The 22,493-nt window shown below is 46.5% G+C and carries 22 protein-coding genes; 12 read left to right on the forward strand and 10 right to left on the reverse strand.

What is annotated here, in order from left to right; all coding sequences use genetic code 11:
- Positions 1–210: 210 nt before the first annotated feature.
- The 6 genes from QUA16_RS27025 to QUA16_RS27050 all read right to left on the reverse strand — a co-directional run bounded on the left by QUA16_RS27025 (position 211) and on the right by QUA16_RS27050 (position 8,345).
- Positions 211–2,349 (reverse strand): glycosyltransferase, encoded by a 2,139-nt coding sequence (locus QUA16_RS27025; RefSeq protein ID WP_333106054.1) that lies wholly within the window; start codon positions 2,347–2,349, stop codon positions 211–213.
- A 252-nt stretch (positions 2,350–2,601) separates the two neighbouring features.
- A complete protein-coding gene (locus QUA16_RS27030; RefSeq protein ID WP_333106055.1) occupies positions 2,602–3,135 on the reverse strand; it encodes a hypothetical protein in 534 nt (177 codons plus the stop codon).
- Positions 3,136–3,607: 472 nt separating this feature from the next.
- Positions 3,608–4,678 (reverse strand): glucose-1-phosphate thymidylyltransferase, encoded by a 1,071-nt coding sequence (locus QUA16_RS27035; RefSeq protein ID WP_333106056.1) that lies wholly within the window; start codon positions 4,676–4,678, stop codon positions 3,608–3,610.
- Between the two features lie 433 nt (positions 4,679–5,111).
- A complete protein-coding gene (locus QUA16_RS27040; RefSeq protein ID WP_333106057.1) occupies positions 5,112–5,822 on the reverse strand; it encodes a M15 family metallopeptidase in 711 nt (236 codons plus the stop codon).
- Positions 5,823–6,091: 269 nt separating this feature from the next.
- Entirely contained in the window at positions 6,092–7,528 is a 1,437-nt protein-coding gene (locus QUA16_RS27045) for a hypothetical protein (protein ID WP_333106058.1), read from the reverse strand.
- Between the two features lie 154 nt (positions 7,529–7,682).
- Positions 7,683–8,345 (reverse strand): class I SAM-dependent methyltransferase, encoded by a 663-nt coding sequence (locus tag QUA16_RS27050; protein ID WP_333106059.1) that lies wholly within the window; start codon positions 8,343–8,345, stop codon positions 7,683–7,685.
- Positions 8,346–8,984: 639 nt separating this feature from the next.
- Between QUA16_RS27050 and QUA16_RS27055 the strand changes: the two genes are divergently transcribed.
- From QUA16_RS27055 to QUA16_RS27065, 3 genes are all read left to right on the forward strand, one after another.
- Entirely contained in the window at positions 8,985–9,455 is a 471-nt protein-coding gene (locus tag QUA16_RS27055) for a MarR family transcriptional regulator (RefSeq protein WP_333106060.1), read from the forward strand.
- A gap of 163 nt (positions 9,456–9,618) precedes the next feature.
- Positions 9,619–11,295 (forward strand): efflux RND transporter periplasmic adaptor subunit, encoded by a 1,677-nt coding sequence (locus tag QUA16_RS27060; protein WP_333106061.1) that lies wholly within the window; start codon positions 9,619–9,621, stop codon positions 11,293–11,295.
- A gap of 101 nt (positions 11,296–11,396) precedes the next feature.
- Complete coding sequence (locus tag QUA16_RS27065) at positions 11,397–12,149, forward strand: Uma2 family endonuclease (protein WP_333106062.1); 753 nt, start codon at positions 11,397–11,399, stop codon at positions 12,147–12,149.
- A gap of 230 nt (positions 12,150–12,379) precedes the next feature.
- On the opposite strand, the gene QUA16_RS27070 is transcribed toward QUA16_RS27065, so the two are convergent.
- From QUA16_RS27070 to QUA16_RS27080, 3 genes are all read right to left on the reverse strand, one after another.
- The gene (locus QUA16_RS27070) at positions 12,380–12,889 is read right to left on the reverse strand and encodes a DUF6714 family protein (RefSeq protein WP_333106063.1); all 510 of its coding nucleotides are present in this window, start codon (positions 12,887–12,889) and stop codon (positions 12,380–12,382) included.
- A gap of 93 nt (positions 12,890–12,982) precedes the next feature.
- Positions 12,983–13,210 carry a hypothetical protein gene (locus QUA16_RS27075; protein ID WP_190656775.1) on the reverse strand — a complete coding sequence of 76 codons (228 nt, stop codon included), beginning with the start codon at positions 13,208–13,210 and terminating at the stop codon, positions 12,983–12,985.
- A 190-nt stretch (positions 13,211–13,400) separates the two neighbouring features.
- Positions 13,401–13,661 (reverse strand): DUF433 domain-containing protein, encoded by a 261-nt coding sequence (locus QUA16_RS27080; RefSeq protein WP_333106064.1) that lies wholly within the window; start codon positions 13,659–13,661, stop codon positions 13,401–13,403.
- Between the two features lie 489 nt (positions 13,662–14,150).
- On the opposite strand from QUA16_RS27080, the gene rpmH reads away from it, so the two are divergent.
- The 9 genes from rpmH to QUA16_RS27125 all read left to right on the forward strand — a co-directional run bounded on the left by rpmH (position 14,151) and on the right by QUA16_RS27125 (position 20,883).
- Positions 14,151–14,288 (forward strand): 50S ribosomal protein L34, encoded by a 138-nt coding sequence (gene rpmH / locus QUA16_RS27085; protein ID WP_015174196.1) that lies wholly within the window; start codon positions 14,151–14,153, stop codon positions 14,286–14,288.
- Between the two features lie 42 nt (positions 14,289–14,330).
- Positions 14,331–14,735 carry a ribonuclease P protein component gene (gene rnpA / locus QUA16_RS27090; RefSeq protein ID WP_333039176.1) on the forward strand — a complete coding sequence of 135 codons (405 nt, stop codon included), beginning with the start codon at positions 14,331–14,333 and terminating at the stop codon, positions 14,733–14,735.
- Positions 14,707–15,099: a PH domain-containing protein gene (locus QUA16_RS27095; RefSeq protein ID WP_333106065.1), complete on the forward strand. Its 393-nt coding sequence runs from the start codon at positions 14,707–14,709 to the stop codon at positions 15,097–15,099. The genes rnpA and QUA16_RS27095 overlap by 29 nt, the downstream gene beginning before the upstream one ends.
- Positions 15,100–15,302: 203 nt before the next feature.
- Positions 15,303–16,451: a membrane protein insertase YidC gene (gene yidC, locus QUA16_RS27100; RefSeq protein ID WP_333106066.1), complete on the forward strand. Its 1,149-nt coding sequence runs from the start codon at positions 15,303–15,305 to the stop codon at positions 16,449–16,451.
- Positions 16,452–16,462: 11 nt separating this feature from the next.
- Positions 16,463–16,936 carry a R3H domain-containing nucleic acid-binding protein gene (locus QUA16_RS27105; protein ID WP_333106067.1) on the forward strand — a complete coding sequence of 158 codons (474 nt, stop codon included), beginning with the start codon at positions 16,463–16,465 and terminating at the stop codon, positions 16,934–16,936.
- Between the two features lie 90 nt (positions 16,937–17,026).
- Positions 17,027–17,539: a YceD family protein gene (locus QUA16_RS27110; RefSeq protein WP_333039168.1), complete on the forward strand. Its 513-nt coding sequence runs from the start codon at positions 17,027–17,029 to the stop codon at positions 17,537–17,539.
- An 18-nt stretch (positions 17,540–17,557) separates the two neighbouring features.
- On the forward strand, positions 17,558–19,066 hold the full coding sequence (locus tag QUA16_RS27115; protein WP_333106068.1) for an AAA family ATPase: 1,509 nt from the start codon (positions 17,558–17,560) through the stop codon (positions 19,064–19,066).
- 229 nt (positions 19,067–19,295) lie between these two features.
- Positions 19,296–19,757, forward strand: a complete 462-nt coding sequence (locus QUA16_RS27120) for an SH3 domain-containing protein (protein ID WP_333106070.1) — start codon at positions 19,296–19,298, stop codon at positions 19,755–19,757.
- A gap of 790 nt (positions 19,758–20,547) precedes the next feature.
- Positions 20,548–20,883 (forward strand): hypothetical protein, encoded by a 336-nt coding sequence (locus QUA16_RS27125; protein ID WP_333106071.1) that lies wholly within the window; start codon positions 20,548–20,550, stop codon positions 20,881–20,883.
- A gap of 31 nt (positions 20,884–20,914) precedes the next feature.
- Here QUA16_RS27125 and QUA16_RS27130 read toward each other — a convergent pair.
- A partial coding sequence (locus QUA16_RS27130) for an NAD(P)/FAD-dependent oxidoreductase (RefSeq protein WP_333106072.1) occupies positions 20,915–22,493 on the reverse strand: 1,579 nt, incomplete at its 5' end.

Raw genomic sequence — 22,493 nt, forward strand, 5'->3', positions numbered from 1 at the left:
ATCCCAATTGTAGGGGCGGGTTTTACCAACAATAATTGCCTCAAACCCATAATCTCCTAAACCCGCCCCCACCCAACGAACAATCAAAATTTAGATTTTATGGTTGCACAGAAGTCGGATTTGATGTAAGTTATTGGCGGTGTAGGGGCGGGTTTATATAAATTGTTTGTAATCATTTAATATTGTTGGTAAAACCCGCCCCTACGCAATTTATCGATCGCGCTCCATATCGAGCATTTGAGCTATCTCGGCAGGATTTGGCAGCCGAATTGTAGCATACTCTTGGTGAATAATATCAAAAAAACTATTGACTTTTTTCTCAAAATGTGCAAGTCTAAAGTTATGACTGCGTTGCTGTGCACCAGCTTGAAGTTCTGCGAGCAAATCGGGATTAACAATTAGTTGATGTGAATGCTGGCACAGTTCCTCAATGGTATTGAACACAAAGCCCGATCGCCCATGTTCGACAATTTCCGGTTGGCCGCCACCGTTGAAAACAATCGGAGCACAACTGTTGTGCATTGCTTCCACAGTCGCCATCCCGAAATGCTCAAATCTTTGAGGATTGACTTCACCCAAACCGCAGCCGTGCCAAAATATGCTTGCTCTAGCATAAAGCGATTTTACCTCATCGAAGTCAACATTGACTTTTAGCTCGATCGCCCTTGAATCTTGCTTCAATAAATTCTGAACAGTCTTTAAATAAGGATTTTTCGGAATGCTGCTGCCCACTAAAATTAGTCGCCATCCTTGAAAATCTTCGGGATAATCCGCTAGCAAACTGCGGAAAGCTTTAATTAGTTCAATTTGCTTTTTTGTTCCCCCAGCTTCAAACTGTCCCACCGCCAAAATTATGTTTTCTTTCGGCACTTTAACTGTTGCCATTTCTACGGGCGGATAAAGCAGAAAAGTTGGCTGTAGATTCCAGCGTTTTTCCAACCACTTGACGGTAAATTGACTGTTGGCAATAATGAAAGTGTAATCATCGACAGCAAAGTGACGGTTGCGGAAGGTATTGGGAAAGTGACAGACAAATACTGAAATTGGGGACAGTGGTTTAACTTTTTCCAGTTGGTTCGCGTTGATGAAAATATCGTAGTTTTTGCTTTCTCTGGCAATTTCATCAAAGGGATTTTCCATATCTTCCACGATGATGCTGGAATCGATGCACTGCATTCCGCGTTTATCGTAAAACGCCAAGGGCATAATTTTAATTTTGCATCCTGAAAGGTTGAGTCCGTACCAGGATTCTAAATCGGAAACAGCAACTGGTTTGTTGGCGATAAAAGTAATGTCAAATTCATTTTGCAGCAGCGAGGCGAGGGTAGCGACGTATTTTTGGCCGCCGCCGATAAAATGCAGTCCGTGATCGTAAATGGCGATCGACATTTTGCGATCGCCCCGAACCACCTGTAAGCGAGACAAAATGCGATCGATCTTCAGGCGACTGTAAATCACCGCCAACTTTTCCGACAACTGCGGGATTACAGTTTCGATGATTTCTGGTTTCTGATAATCTAGCAGTTTTTTAATCGCTACAAATAAACTCTCGAACAGCAAATCGTACTGCTTATGGGTAAAAAAATCTGAAGTATGAATTGAAGATACTAATTGCAAGGGTTCATGTTTAGCCAAATACAAAAACCGATTGCGGTTGCAGAAATACTCGGTGAGTTTGCTTCCTTTACTCGAACCCCGATACTCGTGATGGGCGATTGCGGCGGGACTATAAAGCATTTTCCAACCGCGTTTGTGGCAGCGTTTGGCAAACTCTACATCCTCAAAATACATCACAAAATCTTCATCTATCGGCCCCACATCTTCGAGACATTTCCTGCGGAAAAGCACCGCCGCCCAACAAAGCCCTTCGACTTCCCGTTCTGTCTCGTACTGTCCCGCATCTTTTTCGCCAAAGCCGACATCTTGCCAATAAAAATTAGGTAATTGCTGAATACCTGCGCTGTTAATTCGCCCGTCTTTAAACAACAATTTGCCGCTAGTCGCCCCTACTTCTTTATTAGTTTCTAGCCGTTTTACAAGAATTTCTAACCAGCGACTGTCAAGGGTAGCATCGTTATTTAGAAAGCCGATATATTGCCCTTTGGCTTCGCTGATACCGAGGTTGAGGGCTTTAGCAAAGTTGTTGGCGGAGTTGACAAAAATCCGAACTTTGGGAAATAGTTCGCGCAGGGAATTAACGGAATCGTCTTGAGAACAATTATCAATTACAATTAAATCTAGTTGCGATTCGGGATACGCAAGTTTTTGTAGAGATTTTAAGCAATCTTTCGTGTGGCGCAGACCGTTATAGTTGACTATAATTAACGAGCATATGGGCAGTGCAGTCATTCGATTTTAGATTTTAGATTTTAGATTTTAGATTGAGGAATTTAAGGATTGAAGAATTTTCGATTTGGGATTGAATCATTGAAAATTTGAATCATTGAAAATTTGAAGGATTGAGGAATTTGCGATTTGGTATTTAGGATTTTAGATTGAGGAATTGAATAATTTTCGATTTTTGATTGAAGCATTGAAGCATTGCTCTCGCGAATAAATCGGGGGGTTGCGACCAAATTATTTTGGGTCATCTTTGATGCTTTATTTTTGTCGATCGAGCAATTGAGCGGTAATCTTCTCTAAAATAGCAGTATGTTGCTGCTGCACTGCTTTAATTTGCTCTATTTCCGACTGAAAAGTTGCGATCGCTCTTTGTTGAGTCTCAAGCTGTGCTGTAACTTCGGGATATTCGCTGCTGAATTCCGATTCAATTTTTTCAAAGATAGTTTGTTGATTTTCTTGCAATTGTTGCAATTGTGTGCTTAAGGTATGCACGACCCGGGTATTAGCAAAATTGTAAATTACTTGTCGTTCGAGTACCGGTCTGAGCAATTTTCGGACTATTTTCCTAACGACGATGACTGCGGAACCGAGTCGCCTTTGGTAAGAGGTAATGGGGATGTTGTAAATGTCGAAACCTGCCTTTAAAAGGGCGATGTCTTCGTCATCTTCATTTTGGGCGAGCGTACTATTTTCTCTTCCCAACAGCGACAGATCAGCAATACCAATTCGCGGCTCCAAAGTTTGCCGCAATTTATTTATTATCTGTTGAGTTGGTATTTCTTCGTACTGCAAACTTTCTTCTCCTTTAGATAACTTAGTATGACTTATTATGGAACAGGGATCTTTGCTGTTTCCATCATTGTAACTAATTGTGAACAGACCGCTTTGCTGTTTCAATAATTGTAACTAATTGTGGAACAGGCATCTTGCCTGTTCAAGGGCGGGCAGGATGCCCAACCCCTACTCCCCACAAGAAAATTTATCTCTTGCTAAATCAGGATTATTGCTTCGGATATTGGCAATATCTCAATTTAACCTATAGCAATCCTAAATCACTTGTGAATTTCTTACTCCTTCCCCGAACCCGCGGGGAGGGTTGGGGTGGGGTAAAAAGTTTACGACTCCTGCAAGGATTGCTATATAGCAATCCTCGCATCATTTGCATAATTATTGTAGGGGCAATCCCAAGCCCGGTTGCCCGATAGATAGGGGGTAGGCACTCTTAGCACTACCCCTACAAATTTATCTGAACCATTTAGGATTGCTATAACTCAATTTGACTGTCATCACCAATCATAAACCGCAGAGCTTTTGGACGAGCCGGCGCATTGGTTAGTTGAGCTCGCTGCCCGATCACGCTGTCAACAATTCGCTGGTGAATGCCAACTATTTTTGCCCCTTGCAATATTACACTGTGTTCGATATCAGCATCAATCATCGTCACGCGATCGGCAATACTGCTGTAAGGCCCGATAAAGCAATTTTCAATGCGGCAATTTTCCCCAATTACCACTGGCCCGCGAACTGTAGAATTAATAATTTCCGTTCCTTCTCCTATTTGCACTCGCCCGATAATTTGACTTTTCGCATCTACTTTTAATTCAGTTGAAGCTACGATACGGCTATCTAAAATGATTTGGTTTGCACTCAGCAAATCGTCTTTTTTCCCCGTATCCAGCCACCAACCCTCTAAATTGCACGCTTCTACGTGTTTTTTCTGATTGATGAGCTGTTGAATAGCATCGGTAATTTCGAGTTCGCCCCGAGGCGAAGGTTGAATTTGATCGATCGCCTCATGAATACTAGGAGCAAAAAAATAAATTCCCACCAGTGCTAAATTTGACGGCGGAACTTTTGGTTTTTCTACTAACTGCAAAACTCTTCCTTTCTCATCAACTTTTGCCACACCGAAAGCAGAGGGATTGGGCACGGGACGCAGCAGAATCAGAGCGTCTAGTTTTTGCTTGTTAAAAATCTCTAAGAACGGATCTAACTGATTTTCAATTAAGTTATCTCCCAAATACATAATAAAGGGAGAATCGCCTAAAAACGGTCTGGCAACTTTTACCGCGTGAGCGAGCCCTGCCGGCTCTGCTTGCAAGATATAAGTAATTTTCGCACCGAAGCGAGATCCATCTCCTGTTTTCGTCTTCACCTCTTCCCCGGTTTCGGGACTAATAATAATCCCAATATCCGTAATCCCAGCCGCCACAATTCCTTCAATTCCGTACCACAGGATCGGCTTATTTGCTACAGGAACCAACTGCTTAGCACCCGTATAGGTGAGGGGACGCAAGCGTGTTCCTTTACCGCCAGAGAGGATGAGTGCTTTCATTTTGTGAACTCTGAGTTATCCTTTAGGGTTTGCGGTGCTGGCAACTATTGCCTGCACTGGTTGCTCTCGCTGATTTTAAACTACCGCTACCCCGCTGGCAATAGCTGCGGTGTATCCTGACACAAATGATTTATTTTGCTCATAATTTTATAGTGCTGGACGCACAGAGTGTCAATCGATTTTAGATTTTAGATTTTAGATTTTAGATTAAAGAATTGAAGCATTGACCCCACGGATAAATTTGGGGGGCAAGTTTCATCGGATACAGGTTTTTTATTTTTCCACGGATGAATCCGGGGGCTTCTATCCTGGATGCTTTCGGTCAGAAACCCGGTTTATTGCCACAGGAAGCAGTTAAAAGCTGAGTTTGTTGTCAAAAACACCCTTTCTTAATGTTGCAACTGCGCCAGTCCCGATTTAATTGGGTATCCTTTTAATAGCGGCCATATCTGGCAATCAATTGACTACCACTATTGTTTTGATTTGTCAACCAAGCCCACATCTGATCGCCCAGACAAAAATGCCACCATTCGTTTGGATGCTGGTGAAAACCCGCAGCTATCATCGCATTTTTTAAGAGTTGCCTGCGGCGGTGATATTCCTGTTTTTGCGGCTCCTTGCTATTACCAAAATAATCGGGATAAGAACGTTCTGATATTTCATCAATCGGAGAGCCCATATCAATTTGCCGATTATTTTCCTCCACTAAAGTTATATCTAAAGCTGCACCTGTACTGTGAGGGGGAGGCGTCGCGCGATCGAGGCTCGGTACTGCCCAAAATTGATATACGTGTTCTATAATCACTTGGCGTTTGTCTTCGGCAACCGGAAATTCGCAGCCTTGAGCTAGAGCAATTTGATTAAAAGTATAATCAACCATAAATTGCTGGACTTCGACCGGCCGATAAGCGTCAAATATCATAATTTTCCAATTTGGGTGATTTTGTTGTAGCTGGGTTTGAGCGGCGATTAAACTATCTACGACTCCTTGCCGCAAATAGTAAGGCGAATCTGCTTTGCTGTTGTCATAGGGTGCACCCAACTTTTCATAAGGGTGTGGCATTTCAAAGGCAAAATGTTCTGGTGGAATAGGGACTAAAGGTTCGCCGCATTCGTCGATCGCTATTTGGTGATATGGTTTCATATCAAGGTGTTCCCTTACTCTATAATTACTGATTTTATGTTTTGAATAAATCCATATCTGAGATGAGGGAAGCCGTCTGGAAGTACCCGGTGAAGGAATCTCAGCAGTTAGTACAACAGATTATCAGTCAAAGGCGAGCGTTGGATCGCTGCGTTGAATTCTATTTTATTTCCAAATAGGTTGCTCAATCCCTGTGTGTGATCTCAACGGTAAAAAACTAAAAAATCAAAGATAACATCAGAATTCAAACGTTGCCGTTCCCCTGCATTTTAGGAAGATGTATTGGGATTTTGCTGGAGTTTTTGCAAAAGCCTGTAGAACAAAAAATATATCGCTACAGCGCTGATGATCAAGCATAACTTGTACATAGCTGAAGAATCATATATGATATTCTTGACATTTATAAGGAATGTATATCTTGAAGTGTAACCGCCGGGAAGGGAGGCTACCACCGTAGAATCGTTGGGATAGGGATTATAAGTACCCGCCAGAGATATTGCGATCGACATACAAGCAATAACTACAAAAAAGTTTTTCAGCAACCGCGAACTTCTAACTCGGTGTCCTATGTGGCTTAGTGGCAAACACAATATAAACAGAGGAGTGACAAACCACCTCACTCCATAGGAATAGCCACCATAATCAACAGTCCGTAATGTATAAAGTAGCATGAAAGCTACAGAGGCAGAAATGCCGTATAGGTATGGCGTTTTGTACGACAAATTTTTTTGTCTAAAAAATGCCAGAATACCCATAACTGAGAAGAACATTAGAGGAGTGTGCGAGAAAAATCCTCTATTGCCTAAATACAAAGTAAATGCATACCTAAGCGCACGTAAAAAGCTCTTGTGTGTAGCTACTCCCGACAAATTTTGCTTGCTAAAGATAGACCCGGGATACTCCCACAATGCTGCATTCATTGCTGGCGGAACTATGCTGCCGGAGAGATACATATTTAAACTCAAATAGCTGATAATTAAAGGGATACATGAAAGTAAAAATAATCCGGCCATTTTGATTGATTTGGTTAACAAAAATACCAAATAAAATGGGATAAATAAAAAGCAGGTGATATCAATACTTCCCGCCATTGATACCAAAACCCCGCACAGTATAATACTATTTATATCCCTGGATTCAGCCCCTTTCAAGAAATAGTAAAAGCTGACTATAATAAATACTGCACCCAGAATGTGGTTATTTAATGCAACTGAATAGGGTAAAATTAAAGTTGCACTCCCCGCCAAAAACGTTGTTAGGTTGGCCCAACTGTCATCTGTTTTAAATATTTCTAACAAAATTTTGTGAAAATAAACTAAACCTATACAAGAAAAAACTCCGACTGATAATAGTGTTATTAAATAATAAGTCAATGCAAAATGGTTTGAGAAATTAATAGCGATTACGTTTTTTAGTATAAAGTAAACCGCAGCTCCAATAAGGGCTGGGAGTGGCGGTTTGTCTGAATAGAAGTGGTTGTTGTAAAAATACTTATCAACTGTAAAGAATCGAGAATTATCAAATTGAGAATTATCGATCGTAAAACTCTGATATTCTACCAAAGATTTAACTGTAGCCATCCTTGAAGCGTCGGCACTAGATTGAATGTCAAGTTTCGTAAGGAGAACCAGCAAAATCAAATTTATTACAAAAATTCTGACATATTTGTTTTCTTTGATTTGCTCTAATTTTTCTCTAAGTCGCATCACTTTTTTTAGGTTTAATAGGATTGTGGATATACTCTTTCATATTTGCTAAAAAATGTCAAGCCCTATTGCTTTTTTGAGAGCAGGTATTTAACCTGCCCCCATCCACACTTTAGATTTGGTCGCAAGCCAGCGAAACCTCAACCTCAAGAGCCTAACTTTGGCGGTAAGCAACTACCGCATAAAATGGATCGCCGCTTCCTATTCGCAGCATTTGCATAAAACTCGGCAAGTTAGGCTTGCGAACAATTACTTCCGGCTTGCTAAATCCGGGTATGTTCGCTCCTTTGACGGAATCAAAGTAGCCCTTGACTAATTCTACCCGATCGCCCTCGGAACCTTCCCGCCAAGCCGCGATCGCCTTTTGATAAAACATCCGGTTGGAAAAGCTGATAATTGCTACGCCACCAGGCTTCAAAATCCGCTGAATCTCGGCAAAAACCGCATCCGGGTGCTGCAAATACTGTACCGAAACACAGTTGACAACCGCGTCAAACTCTGCATCCGGCAGTGGCAATTTGGGATTTGCGTTCAAATTCTGCACGAAATAATGATTCAGTCTGCGATTTTTGGCCAACTCTTCTTCATTCATTCCGTGCCCTTCAACATGGGCAAATTGCATCTCGTCGGGCAAGTGAGAAACCCAACTGCTCATCATATCAAAAATCCGAGTATTGGGTTTCAGCCGTTCCCGATATAAATCGGTGAGTTGCTGAATAAATCCATCGTCTACGTGAGTCACAAACCGGGGATAGGAGTAGAACAAATTGTCGTCGGTGTCGTCTAACTTGGTGCGTTTGTTGGCTGGAAGCAACATAAATTCAGAGCGCAAACTATATGTACTCTTTCTAGTTTAAGAACAATTAAGAATTGTTAACACACTTCCCAGCCCGGACATCCGGCTTGCAGGGTGATGCTCAGAGTGCGATCGATAATCCTATGGAAAGCTACACCTCCTCCGCAGCGCCACAGTCTGCGAGTGTTACCGCGATTCCGCCTGGGACTTAAGTCCCAGGCTAACAGCTAAAGTCCACTTTAAGTGGACTAAAAAGGGAGCATCTCATATTTGTAAAAATACTTCTTCTGGCTCCTTCCTTTTTCTGGATCCTTCCTTCTTCCTCTTTCCTTCTTCCCCTTTCCTTCTTCCTCTTTCCTTCTGCCTCCTGCCTCAAAACTCCTGCCTCAAAACTCCAATTTCTAGCGGAGGGCTGCTTTCATTGAGATGCTCCCACTAAAAAGCAGTGGCAGTCTCGATCGAACGATCGAGCATCCCATCAGTTAAGCTTGAATTTTTTAGTAGGTTTCAACCGAATTCAGCTTTTAGCCGGGGACTTAACTCCCCGGCGGATTCCCGGTTTTAGCATAGCTGTCGGCCTCAAAAAATCTGCTTGCGTCCCCTTGACAAAACCTCAAAAAACATCATACTCTAATAATACGAACGCTAAGTAATAAACCGATGGTTACTACATCCACTGTCGATCGCACCAATCTAGCTCAGTGGCACGACGTTCTCGCCCCCCACAGCCTGGGCTACCGTCTCAAACTTCTGGCACAGCTAGGCAGTCGCAGGCTGCAAGAGGTACTTGAGCCCTTTGGATTGACACCTTTTCACTGGCTGGTACTGTGCTGCTTGTGGCAAGAAGACGGTTTGCCGACTTCCAGCATTGGCGACAAACTGCAACAGGTAGGCGGGACACTGACAGGCGTGATCGATCGCATGGAAGAAAGAGGCCTAGTCCGCCGCGAGAGAGACACGCGCGATCGCCGCATTTGGCGCATTTGGCTGACAGACTCCGGCAGGGAACTGCAAGAGGTATTGCCCCCGCTGGTAGCTAAAATCAGAGATCGAGCTGTCGAGGGAATTTCACAGCCCGATCGAGAACTTTTTTCCCAACTGATCGATATCGCGATCCTGAATCTTTCCTAAACCCACAAATCAATCTTTTGAGTGAAGTGCAGCAGCATCTACCTCCACTACATTACAAATAACCGCAAAATACTACGCACTCTTAAAAAAAGCCGTCTTACTAAATAAAAACTACGTACCCTAAACAAACGACATCTTACTAAAGTATCAGGAGTCAAATACCATGAAAGGCACAAACGAAACCAACCCAGCAGAATTAAACGGCAACGGCAAAGCAGTCGCCCTATTAGAAAAGCCGATCGACGACACAATAGCTAAAACCCTACCCGTAACGCCCGCCCCAGAAACAGAAATCAGCGCCCCCGCCGAGGTCAAAACAGGCGCAGAAACAGAACTGCAAGCACCCCTATCGGCGGCTGCAACACCCAAGAAAAAGTCCAAGAAACCCCTGATTTTCGCAGCGCTGGGCCTAGGGGCGATCGCAGCAGGCAGCTTCGGCTACCGCTACTGGCAATACGCCTCCATCCACCAAGAAACCGAAAACGCCACAGTTGCCGGACACATCCACCAAATCAGCAGCCGCGTCAACGGTACTGTCGCCGAAGTGTTAGTACAAGACAACCAACAAGTAAAACCCGGACAACTGCTGATCAAACTAGACCCCCGCGACTACCAAGTTAAAGTCCAACAAGCCCAAGCAGCCTTAGAAAACGCCCGCCGCCAAGCCGAAGCAGCCGAGGCAAATATTTCCCTAGCCTCTCAAACCAGCCAAGGCAAAACAGCCCAAGCCCAAGGAGACATCGGCAGCGCCAACGCAGCCATTTCCACCGCCCAAGCAGCAATTAGAGAAGCCCAACAAGGCGTACCCGCAGCCGTTGCCGCAGTCGCAGAAGCCGAAGCCGGCGTACCCGCAGCGCAAGCCAAAGTCGCTCAAGCCGAAGCCGGAATTCCCCAAGCTCAAGCTAAAGTGAGGGAAGCCGAAGCCGGGATTGCCGCAGCGCAAGCTCAGCTAGCACAAGCGCAAGCCAACCTCGTCAAGACGCAAGCTGATTATAGACGGTACGAAAGCTTGCAGTCTGAAGGTGCGATCGCCCGCCAGCAACTAGACTCCGCCAAAGCCGCCTACCAAGTAGCCCAAGGCCAAAGCAGCGCAGCCCAACAAGGAATTGCCCAAGCCAGAGCGCGCTTAGCCCAAGCCAAAGAAGGCGTGACTGCAGCCCAAGCAGCAGTAGCCCAAGCTCAAGAAGGGGTAAAACAAGCCGAAGCCCAAGTAGCGCGCGCCCAAGTCGGCGTCGCCAGCGCTCAAGCTAAAGTCGCCCTAGCCGAAGAAGGCATCAGCACCGCAGAAGCCAAACTTGCTGCATCAAAGGGCGGATTGCAACAGGCGCAAGCTACGGGCGAACAAACTAAAGTCAGTCGAGCGCAGTATGATGCTGCTAAAGCTGCGATCGGGCAATCGGAAGCCTCGGTTAAAGACGCTCAACTGCAACTTTCCTACACGAATATTACTGCTCCCGCCGCCGGACAAATCGGCCGCAAATCCGTTGAAGTCGGGCAGCGGGTGCAGCCGGGAACTCCGTTAATGGCGATCGTCAGTAACGATTTGTGGGTTGTTGCTAACTTCAAAGAAACGCAATTGGCAAACATGAAACCCGGCCAAAAAGTAGAAATCAAATTAGATGCTTTTGGTGGTCGCAAGTTTGAGGGTCGTCTCGATAGTTTCTCCCCTGCTTCTGGCGCTCAATTCTCCTTATTGCCGCCCGATAATGCTACGGGCAATTTCACCAAAGTTGTGCAGCGAATTCCTGTCAAAGTTGTGTTTGATCCTGAAAGCATTAAAGGATATGAATCTCGGATTGCACCGGGGATGTCTGCTACGGTAAATGTGGAACTGAAATGAGGGAAGACATGACACGGATACACGGATGAATTTAACTGTGTTTCCTTTAATGTCAGCTACGGTACAATAGTATGAACTAAGTGTCTCTGGCGGTTCTTCCGGTGATTTCCAAGCCTCTGTTGCAAAATTTGCCCAGCACTGCCGACTTGCCCTGTTCGGACGATACCCCCGTGGATAACGAAGACCAGAACCTGCTACCCAATTTGCTGCTGCTGTCATTGATTTACCTCTGGTCAGCGCGGATGGACTGGTACTTCGGCGTGGATATGGCGGTGTATCACACCACTGGCGTGAGTCCAAAAGTGCCCGTGGTTCCTGATGCTTTCCTGAGCCTGGGAGTAGAGCGCAAGAAGGGAGGAAAATCGCGGCGCAGCTATGCAACTTGGGAAGAAAACGAGGTGGTGCCGATTTTTGTGTTGGAGATGGTGTCCCACCGTCCCGGAGGCGAATATGACGAAAAACTGGAGCTCTACGCCGAGTTAGGTGTGCTGTATTACCTAATTTATAACCCCGAGTTTTGGCAGCGCGATCGCCATCAACCCTTTGAACTGTACAAACTCGAAAATGGCGTTTATCAACTACAAATTGGCGAACCTTACTGGATGCCGGAGGTGGGGTTGGGAATTGGACGCTATCGGGGTTTGGTAGGTGGCTTGTCCCAGGAGATTTTAACGTGGTACGACGCAGCGCGCGATCGCCAACTAAGCCCTGAAGAGCGGGAAAGACAACGCACAGAGCAAGAGCGACTCGCGAAGGAACAAGAGCGACTGGCGAAGGAGCAAGCCCAGCAACGTGTAGAACGATTAGAGGAAATGCTTAGAGCGCAAGGTATCGATCCCGATCGATTTCTGTGAAAAGTCCAATTTGCCAGACATTGGGTCAGAAATCCGGTTTCCCGTCTGAAATTGGAGCAATAACTCATCTTTGGCGACGATCGCAATCTTGCGGTACTTCAGGGCGATACAATCGATTTCGCCGTGGGCTTCGGGAGGAACCGGACGTATTACCATGACACTACCGGACTCGCGCTGACGATCGCGCTGACTGCGCCTTAGCAGCGGGGCTCTGATTTTTTAGCGTTTGGTTAGGCCGGTCTCTCCACCGTCGGTTCTGAATTCCAGTAACCCCCAATAGCCTGGTCAAGTTCCAGACCCTCCAACTCGTACTCGTACTCATCGCGGAGATAAACTAGCACATCCTTGACACATCGCCGTTGAGGACTGTCGAGGATCGAGAACCGCTCCTGGTTGTACTCGCATAAGTCCGTGAGCTGAAACATCAGACTCTCCAGCACATCGCCCGCATCCTCACAATCGAAGTCGGTAACGGCTAGGGACAGGTACGCCGGCAGATGGAAGCGGAGGCCAGTCGCATCGTAGAAGGACAGCGCCCAGCGAAGCTGGACCAACGCAGGGTCGCCGACCAGCTTGCGCCAGTCATGCTTCTCGTCCAGTAATCTCGCCTCCTGTCGCGCTGAGGGACCTTCGTAGAGGTCGATGAGCGTTGTCTCGTGGAGGCTGACTCCGTCACCGAGTTCGACGCCACGGAACGCGCGAGCGATGGTGTCGAGCAATTGTTGTTGCCGTTCGGACATTCAGAATCTCCTTTTGTTAATCAAGTTCGGCCCACCAACGGGGGTCTGATTTTTTTGTCTGTGATTAACTACTCTACTAACACCCCAACAGGTTTAACCCTTGCAACTTGATTCAGTGTATCCGATCGCACTAACAATATCGCTATCCAAGTAACTCAGCCAGTTTTCCTGTTGGGATTTAACATTTTGCACGAAGGATTTCAAGATACAAGCGATCGACCTTACTGAGTCTTGATTTGAAAAATCGGCTTTGTTTTCCTCTGGCGGTGCTCCACTGGGTTGTTGAGAATCATTGATGCTGTAGTGGTTGAACCCAGTCAACTCAATGAAAGTTTTTGCTGGTGCTGGTATCCTTTGAAATGCCGAGCGCGAAAGTTATTGAGGAACCACTGAATCCTTTGCCCCAGACAGCATCAGAATAGGAGGCAGCGGACTAATATAGTTAGTGTTGGATGGAGCGTTTGACCCGTAGGTAACTATTGCCCTTAGCTTACTCAATAGTTCCGGCGAATTAGCACTTCACGTGGTTGCGCTCTTCCCAATACTGCCGAGTTTCTTCGGCTGATTTCAAAATTTCTTGAGCCTGGGTTTCTACATCTGTCTGGTGCGCTTCAATGTAGGAAATGGCAGCGCGGAGCTGCTCATCTGTAAGGTTAAATACATCACGAATGAATTTAGGGGGATACAGGGCTTTGAGATGATCTATTACATCATAAAGGGTGATGCGTGTCCCCGCGATCGTCAGCCCCCTTTCTGTGCGGACGATAGTCACTTTTCCATTAGGTTGTGAAGTCCTATCCCTAACCCTCCAAAAACTACATCCATATTACTTTGCTAAAAAACACTGTAACCGATCGCCCTTGCAATATCATCCGTGTATCCGTGCTATCCGTGTCGTGCTGTTGTTCTATTTTCTCTCTTTTGCACGAAGGGCGATCCTCTGCGAGGGCTTCGCTAACGAACTTTTTTCAGCAAAGGCACTTAGCTGTTTCCTTCACCTCAATTTCATGATTGTTTTTTAAACATCCAATTCTTTTGGCAATGCTTTCAATAGATGTTAGCTGTTCCTAACCCCGCAGCACGTAAAAGAAGTCTGGGTTCTAGCCTTTACCAATCATTCAAGGCTGCGATCGCAACTTCACTCTTACTCTCAATACATATCAACCCATAAAAACATTATTGCCAAGAAAACCCCTCTATGGTATACTAGAAGATTGTGAATATTAATCAAAAGTAAAGTAACAAGCCGGGAGAAATCAAAATGACACAGCAAACCCTGCACGGAACCAGCCGCAAAAGAAAAAGAACATCCGGTTTTCGCGCCAGAATGCGTACCGTAACCGGTCGATTGGTAATCAAAGCTCGCCGCAGCAAAGGTCGCCACCGCCTCGCAGTCTAGCACTGCATCAAGGTTGAGAGACCTCAACGATCGCCCTACGCCATGTTGCCCGATACAAACCGACTTAAGCACCGAAAAGACTTCAGCGCCGTATACCGCAAGGGAATGCGCCGTAACTCGGCCCATTTTAGCTTAAGAGCTCTGCGTAAACCAAAAAGCGTCGAATTAAGCAAACCGACAGCCGAGAAATCCTTGCAGCCCACTCGCACAGGCATTTCCATCAGCCTGAAAGTCAGCAAACGCGCTGTAGTCCGCAACCGGATTAAGCGTCAGATTCGGGCAGCTTTGCGACAGCTATTGCCCCGATTAAAATTCGGGTGGGATTTAGTAATTGTCGTGCGTCCGATCGCACAAGAGTGCAATTATGCAGAAATTCTGCAAGAATTAGAGCAGTTGTTGGTAGAAGCCGAGGTACTAGATGGGAATTCGAGAGGAAGTATATTATGAAGGCGGCCCCGCGCCCGGAGACTTGATCCTCAATTTACTCCTGGGGCTGACTGTGGTGGGAATCCCCCTAGCAGTAGGAGCAATTGTCCGGGCTCTGTGGCTGCGGTATCGGATCACAAGCCGCCGAGTGTCCGTAACTAGCGGTTGGATGGGGGGCGAGCAGACAGACGTTATCTACTCAGATATAGTCAAAATCGTCACCGTACCTCGCGGTTTCGGGACTTACGGAGACATGGTGCTCACCATGAAAAATGGCAGCCGCTTGGAACTCAGAGCTATGCCGAAATTTCGAGCAATGTATGACTACATTAACGAAAAACTGCCCATAGCCGCTCAAAAAGCAAACGCGGCCCAAGCTAAATAACCGAACCGCTTCGCCCTCAAATCAGGGTAAAGTGAGTGCGAGTATTGGCAAACTCATTAAAACAAACCCGCAGACCGGGCGGTCGATCGACGGGCAATGTCCTAAGATAGAGACAAAACCCTAAAAATTGAGGCGGCTCGCCTTCAGCGGGTAAAAATAGTTCTCAACAGCAAACATAGAGCACCTAAATTAACTCAAAGCGAATGGATTTCGGTATCTCGTTTCTCTCCAACAACCTCATGCTCCCGATCCTAGATTTTTTCTACGGGATCGTGCCAAGCTACGGTTTAGCGATCGTAGCACTGACGCTCGTGATTCGCTTTGCTCTTTATCCTCTCAACGCAGGCTCTCTTCGCAATATGCGGCGCATGAAAGTAGCGCAGCCGTTGATGAAAGAGCGAGTAGATCAAATTCAAAAACTCTATAAAGACAATCCTGCCAAACAGCAGGAGGAAATGAGCAAAGTATACAAAGAGTTTGGTAATCCTCTAGCAGGATGCTTCCCGTTGGTGCTGCAAATGCCAGTGCTGTTTGCACTGTTTGCAACGCTCCGGGGTTCGCCGTTTTCTGACATAAATTACAGCGTCAACGTTCAAGTTTTGCCGAAAGAACAAATCGAAACTGTTCAACCGCAAGCTTTTGCTACACCGCCGCAAAATATTTACGTCACAGGTACTTTTCATGCTCCTGTTGTGGGGGTAATTCCAGGCGGCGACAAACTCGCAGTCGGCGACACAACCAAGATTAATTTTCAAACCCCAGAGGGCAAACCTCTCAAAGTTTTAGCGACAGAAAATAAAAGCGAAATCGACTTTGAGCCCGGCTGGAAAGTCATCAAAGGCGAAGAAACTGTCCAGGTAGATGAACAGGGCAACATCACGGCCTTAGCGCCCGGTGAAGCCACAGTTCAAGGCACAATCCCTGGATTGGCTAGTAACAAAGGATTCCTGTTTATTGAAGCTCTAGGCCGCGTTGGCGCGATCGACTCAGACGGTACAATCCACTGGGATATTTTGGTGATGATCCTGGGCTTCGGTATCAGTTTGTACATCAACCAAACCCTTTCAGGACAAGCACAAGGGCCAAACGACAACCCCCAACAGGCTACAGTTAACAAACTGACGCCAGTCATATTTTCAGGGATGTTTTTGTTCTTCCCGCTGCCCGCCGGTGTGTTGATGTATATGCTGATTGCTAACATCTTCCAAACAGTTCAATCGTTTATTTTGTCGCGAGAACCGCTGCCCGAAAACCTCCAAAAAATAGTGGACGAAGCAGAGGCGAAAACCCAAAAAGAACAAGGATTAGATGCACTTCCCTTTGAGCCAAAGCGTTCTAAGAAAAAGGCTTGATTTTAACAACAATGAAAGACTCTCAAATGCAGCGCGGACAGGCATGGTTAGAAGAATTGCTACAACTGTCCGCAATTCCTTCAAAAGTGGTATGCGAACAACAAAAAGATTGCTATTGGATGACAATAGATGAAAGCAATCTGACTCGAGAACAAGTTGCAATCTTAGTCGGGCAAAACGGTAATGTAATAGATGCCATTCAGTACCTCTGTAACACGGTTCAGAATATAGGTCAGGAAGTAGAGGAGTCAATTCCTTATACAGTTGAACTAAATGGCTATCGCATCCGCCGCCAAGAGGAATTGCGATCGATGGCAGAGTACGCAGCAGATCAAGCCCGATCGACGGGAGTTGAAGTGGAAATAAAATCGCTGTCTTCTGCAGAACGCCGTCAAGTCCACAGCTTTTTGAGCGAATGTGAGGATATAGAAACTTACAGTCAAGGACAAGAACCCGATCGGCGTTTGGTAGTGCGGCTGCGCTGACGCTAAAGAAGGAAGAAGGAAGAAGGAAGAAGTTAAAAATTAACTATTCCTTTTGACCTTTGAATTCAAGAAGTAGGAAGGCAAAAGATTATGGAGACAATTTATATCCCTCATCTCCTCACAAAAACTGAGCGGAAAGAGGTCATTGATTTTGAAGAATTTATCCCCGATTTAGAAACTCTTACTCCGGTGCGAGGGCGACTGCAAGTGACTCACCAAGGGAATTATCTTGAGGTGAAGGCAAAAGCAGAAACAATAGTTACTCTCACCTGCCACAGATGCTTGAAACAATACAATCATCGTTTGGCACTCAACTCATCAGAACTAATCTGGCTAGAAGAAACAGCAAATCAAACAGATTCAAGTTCAGCAGAAATAGAAGTTGCTTTAGAAGATTTGGTGGAAAATTTGTCCCCAGGCGGCTATTTCTCTCCGGGCGATTGGGTGTACGAGCAAATGTGTTTGGAACTGCCGCACAAACAGATATGCGATACTGAATGTCCGGGAATTTCTTTAACTGATGATGCAAATACAGAAAGCTCAGAAACAGTCTCAGACAGTCGCTGGGCGTCTCTGGAAGCACTTAAACGGCAATTGCCTTAGTCAGTTGACTAATAACTAATGACTATTTTTAGCGACGAGTTTGAACTACTGCTGCGATCGCGCTACCCCCTAATTTACATTCCCACACGGGAGGAAGAGCGCGTAGAAGCGGCGATCGCCCAAAGTGCCAAAAAACAAGGTTCTCGCGCCGTCTATATCTGGGATTTTGTTGATGGCTACCAAGGCAATCCCAACGATACCGGTTTTGGCAAGCGCAACCCGCTGCAAGCTTTGGAATTTCTCGAAAAATTGCCCGCCACCGCGCCGGCAATTTTTATTCTGCGCGACTTTCAGCGGTTTTTGGAAGATGTCTCGATTTCCCGCAAGCTGCGGAATTTGGCGAGACTCCTCAAATCTGTGCCCAAAAATATTGTCATCGTATCTCCTCTAATTTCGATCCCGGAAGACCTCAGCGAAGTGATGACTGTTTTGGAGTTTCCCCTGCCTGCGGCGGCGGAAATCAAAATTGAGGTGGAAAGACTGTTAGGGGCTACCGGACAAGCCATTGAAGGGCGTTTGCTGGACGAAACAGTGCGCTCCTGTCAAGGGCTGTCGATCGAACGAATCCGCCGAGTTTTGGCCAAGGCGATCGCCACCAGAGGCGAACTCCATCCCGACGACGCGGAACTAATTTTAGAAGAAAAGCGCCAAACAATTCGCCAAACTCAAATTCTGGATTTTTACCCAGCCCGCGAAAATATCTCCGATATCGGTGGTTTGGACAATCTCAAAGAATGGCTGCTGCGACGCGGCGGTGCTTTTTCCGATCGAGCCCGCCAATACGGTTTGCCACATCCCAGAGGTTTATTGTTAGTCGGAATTCAAGGAACCGGAAAATCCTTAACAGCAAAGGCGATCGCCCACCACTGGCATTTACCTTTACTGCGCTTGGATGTCGGGCGCTTGTTTGCCGGATTAGTCGGAGAATCGGAATCGCGCACCAGGCAAATGATTCAGCTAGCGGAAGCTTTGGCCCCCTGCGTGCTGTGGATTGACGAGATTGACAAAGCTTTTGCCGGATTAGACGGTAAAGGGGATTCCGGGACAACCAGCCGGGTGTTCGGGACTTTTATTACTTGGTTGGCCGAAAAAACTTCGCCGGTGTTTGTGGTAGCAACGGCCAACAACATCCAGTCTTTACCGCCAGAAATGCTGAGAAAAGGCAGGTTTGACGAAATATTTTTTGTCGGTTTGCCCAGCCAGGAGGAACGGCGGGCGATTTTTGAGGTACATTTGTTGCGGTTGCGATCGCACAGCATCAAAAATTACGATTTAGAGCGGTTGGCTTACGAAACTCCCGATTTTTCGGGGGCCGAAATCGAGCAAACTTTGATTGAAGCAATGCACATTGGCTTTAGCCAAAATCGAGACTTTACCACAGATGATATTTTAGAATCAGCTAGTCAGATGGTGCCCTTAGCCAGAACGGCTCAAGAACAAATTCAGTTTCTCCAAGATTGGGCCGCTGCTGGAAAAGCTCGCCTTGCTTCTAGATACGGCAGTTTGAGCCGCCGGATTCAGGGGTAAGCTTTTGAAGTCAGTAGTCAGTTGTCAGTAGCCAGTTGTCTGTTGGCAATTACCAAATTTTACTCAACATTCAGCAGTCAACACTCAACAGTCAACCTTCTTCCCTCTCCCCTCTTACTTCTGCCTTCTGCCTTCTGCCTTCTGCCTGACATCCGTTACATCCGTTACATCCGTTACATCCGTTACAGAATCCGTTGCCGAACTTCCTTCTTCCTTCATTTGCGGTTGTATGAACACTGTATATAGCGTTTTCAAATTTTTAGTGGGTTTTCTGCTGGCGATCGTCCTGATGGCAGGTGCTAGCGTGGCTGCTGCACTTTACTTTGCCGCTAAGCTAACTACTATCCCCGAAAAACCTGTTTTTCCCAACGACAAAACACCAGCTCAGGTTGCGGGCGCTGCGCCGCAGTCAACAGCCCAGGCTAGCCCTGTGTCTACATCTAGCGATGCCCCGTCTCCCAAACCGCTGGAACCGGGAGCTTACCGCGCGATGGTAACTCAGCCGATCGGCTTAATTCTCCGGGATAGTGGCAACCGAGACTCGAACCGCATTGGCGGTGTTGGTTACAAAGAAAAAGTCGTGGTTTTGGAAGAGTCGCCCGACAAAGAGTGGCAGCGAATTCGGGTTGAGGATGGCAATCGCGAAGGTTGGGTCAAGGGCGGCAATACTGAAAAAGTTGAGGGGGAATAGGACTTAGATAAATAATATACTCTTCTTGTAGTTTTTCAATCAGCTTCTGTTGGATCAGCACAATTTTGATCAGTTCCTCACGGCTCAACTGGTCAACTATTTCCCTTTTCAGTGCTAATAACTCTGATTTTTCGCTCATCTGACTACACTACCCTATAGCGCGTCGCGTGAGAACCCCGGTCTTTCCCGCAGGGTATGAAACGCAGTTGCAGCCTTTAGGCTGCGAGTAATCTGTGTTATAATCTAACAATGCGGAACAAGTAGGCGTATCAACTACGTGTTGAACCATTCCTAGAACGGTGAAATTCCGGGCAGTAAGACACCCTCAGCATTTTTGACTGAGAAAGACTAAGGCACAGCCAAGCAGCGCAGGATGGGGAGCGTACCGAACTGGCTAATGTGTTGAAAAGTGCGAACGAAAGCATACAAAAAGTAAGCGTAATTGCAACACCAAAAGGTAGTTGTTTTGAACGTCTAGAGGTGTCTTGACAGCACCATTAAGAGCGTCAAAACTTCTTAAGAATCTCCGCACCTTCAGGTCGGAGAGTGTCAATTATCCGCTCTGAATGAACTATTTTTCACATCAATCCTTACCTTTTTTTAAACCTTTTTTGGCCCCTTTGATTAACATTTGAGCAGCGGTAAGTACGGAAGAGCCGAAATTTGGGAGTCAATCAACTGCTTAAGTTGACACCAATGGGCATTGCCGTGTCCCTACAGGCACTTCGATCGCGGGTTCGCGTCATAATAAGTGCAAGTCTTGTAGTTCTAAGCTAAGGAAAAAACGATCGTGAACGACAAACAGCATCACGAAAACCCGGACTCCACTCCAGAGCAATCTAGTTCCCATCCCCTCGCCACAAGTCTTGGTGCAGCAGGCGGTGGTGTTGCCGGTGCCGCAATTGGGGGTTCAGTCGGTGGGCGCGTGGGCGCAACGCTGGGAGCAGTGGCGGGGGCGATCGCCGGTAGCATTGCCGGAAATGCCCTCGCAGAAGTGACCGCAGAAGTAGCTGAGCAGGTCAACGAGACCATAGGATTGGACTTGGGAGCCGATAACCAGGAGATTGAGTTGCCCCGGCACTACTCTTGGGATGAGTTACGCGCTTTATCCAAGCCCCAGAGCTAAAAACTAGGGGCTTGCGCCCTCCGATTCCCGATCAGGATTTCTGGTCTCGATCGTCATGACTTAGCACATTCAGCAATTTTTTGGCAACTATAGCGCCCACGACTACTCCACCAACCACTTGAGCAACCTGGACAGCTTGCTTTACCCCATCACCAGAATTCATGTGTTCGTGGAATATCTCGTCTTTTAGCCAGTCTGTAGTGACTTTGAAGTTATGAACCGGAGTGGGCAATAGTTCTAGATAAGTGCCTTGGCGAATCAGATGACCGACTTCCCCTGTCACTTCAAAAACGTCGTAAATGTTAGCGGCACTATTTTCTAACCCTAGTTTTAGGAGGGTTCCGCGTAGGTTAACTTGAGCTGGTTTTGGCTCATGTCCTAATGCGATCGCTTTCAGATTATGGGCGATCGCAGCTCCTTGCTGATAGGCTACTTGGGCTGTGGCAGGCAGAGGTTTCGTATCCTTGTGTGGTTCAGATGAGTAGGATATGAGTTCGGGATGCAGCTCAAGATGCATCTCCTTATGTTCGCGATCGTGACCCTCAACCGTTGATGATTGCACTTCCACCGCACAATCACCACCTGCAAAAACTTCTGGGAAATCGGGCAACTGCAAAGTGGGAGTAACGTGTAAGCGACCATGTTTGTCGCGGTGTTCGTCGGGAATCGGCAAGTTTTTAATCAGTGGATGCGTAGCCGTTCCAGTTGTCCAAACCGTGGTGGATGCTGGTAGTGTCTCGAACTTACCATCGCGCTTATATTCAACTGAGTCTCGACGAATAGCCGTCGCTTCCGCTGCCGTTATGAGCTCCACTGGGACGGCCCGTTTTTGCAATTCTTGCTCGGCGGTTTCGCGAAGGTGACTGTTAATATCACCCTCGAGGATTTCACTACCGTGATTGATTAGTACCACCCGCACTTCTTGAGGATTACCTCCCAATGCTTCATACCAATGAGGTAGCAAATCGGCTAAAGTTGCGGCCATTTCCACACCACTTGGCCCGCCACCGATCGCAGCTACAGTTAGCAGCCGACGACGTTGTTCGGGGTCTTCGATTTGAACGGCTCGCTGTAAGCAGTCGCGCAGGTGGCGATCGAGGGCGATCGCATTTTCTTCGGTACGGAAATCAAAAGCATAGTCTTTGGCACCCTCAACGCCAAAATAGCCCGTAACGCTACCTAAACCTAAAACTAAGTTGCTGTAGTTGTAGCAGTCCCCGGAAGTTAATTTGACTTCCCGTTGATGGAGGTCGATCGACTGAACCGTATCTTGCACAAAAATGATACCGCTATCATCGAGCAGTTCCTTAAAAGTTGGTACAACCTGATTAGCCTCCATCTCGCCGCTAAAATACTCATAAAGTAAAGGCTTAAAACAAAAGCGTTCAGAGCTATCAATTAGGATGACGCTTCGAGGATAGTGTTCATGCGCTAGATGCAAAGCTGTAAAGAGACCAGCAAAACCACCACCAAGGATAACAGTCTGATAAATTGGGTTGTTCATACAATCATTTTTCTCCAGTAATTGAGAGTACAGTTGACAGTTGACAGTTGACAGTTGACAGTTGACAGTTGACAGTTGACAGTTGACAGTTGACAGTTGACAGTTG

The sequence above is a fragment of the Microcoleus sp. S13_C3 genome (assembly GCF_036700905.1).
In the GTDB taxonomy this organism is placed as follows: domain Bacteria; phylum Cyanobacteriota; class Cyanobacteriia; order Cyanobacteriales; family Microcoleaceae; genus Microcoleus.

Excerpts from the sequence above, each read along its gene's own strand:
- QUA16_RS27025 (WP_333106054.1), bottom strand. The coding sequence starts at position 2,349 with ATGACTGCACTGCCCATATGCTCGTTAATTATAGTCAACTATAACGGT.
- QUA16_RS27035 (WP_333106056.1), bottom strand. The coding sequence starts at position 4,678 with ATGAAAGCACTCATCCTCTCTGGCGGTAAAGGAACACGCTTGCGTCCC.
- QUA16_RS27040 (WP_333106057.1), bottom strand. The coding sequence starts at position 5,822 with ATGAAACCATATCACCAAATAGCGATCGACGAATGCGGCGAACCTTTA.
- QUA16_RS27045 (WP_333106058.1), bottom strand. The coding sequence starts at position 7,528 with ATGCGACTTAGAGAAAAATTAGAGCAAATCAAAGAAAACAAATATGTC.
- QUA16_RS27050 (WP_333106059.1), bottom strand. The coding sequence starts at position 8,345 with ATGTTGCTTCCAGCCAACAAACGCACCAAGTTAGACGACACCGACGAC.
- QUA16_RS27055 (WP_333106060.1), top strand. The coding sequence starts at position 8,985 with ATGGTTACTACATCCACTGTCGATCGCACCAATCTAGCTCAGTGGCAC.
- QUA16_RS27060 (WP_333106061.1), top strand. The coding sequence starts at position 9,619 with ATGAAAGGCACAAACGAAACCAACCCAGCAGAATTAAACGGCAACGGC.
- QUA16_RS27070 (WP_333106063.1), bottom strand. The coding sequence starts at position 12,889 with ATGTCCGAACGGCAACAACAATTGCTCGACACCATCGCTCGCGCGTTC.
- rpmH (WP_015174196.1), top strand. The coding sequence starts at position 14,151 with ATGACACAGCAAACCCTGCACGGAACCAGCCGCAAAAGAAAAAGAACA.
- rnpA (WP_333039176.1), top strand. The coding sequence starts at position 14,331 with ATGTTGCCCGATACAAACCGACTTAAGCACCGAAAAGACTTCAGCGCC.
- QUA16_RS27095 (WP_333106065.1), top strand. The coding sequence starts at position 14,707 with ATGGGAATTCGAGAGGAAGTATATTATGAAGGCGGCCCCGCGCCCGGA.
- yidC (WP_333106066.1), top strand. The coding sequence starts at position 15,303 with ATGGATTTCGGTATCTCGTTTCTCTCCAACAACCTCATGCTCCCGATC.
- QUA16_RS27105 (WP_333106067.1), top strand. The coding sequence starts at position 16,463 with ATGAAAGACTCTCAAATGCAGCGCGGACAGGCATGGTTAGAAGAATTG.
- QUA16_RS27110 (WP_333039168.1), top strand. The coding sequence starts at position 17,027 with ATGGAGACAATTTATATCCCTCATCTCCTCACAAAAACTGAGCGGAAA.
- QUA16_RS27115 (WP_333106068.1), top strand. The coding sequence starts at position 17,558 with ATGACTATTTTTAGCGACGAGTTTGAACTACTGCTGCGATCGCGCTAC.
- QUA16_RS27120 (WP_333106070.1), top strand. The coding sequence starts at position 19,296 with ATGAACACTGTATATAGCGTTTTCAAATTTTTAGTGGGTTTTCTGCTG.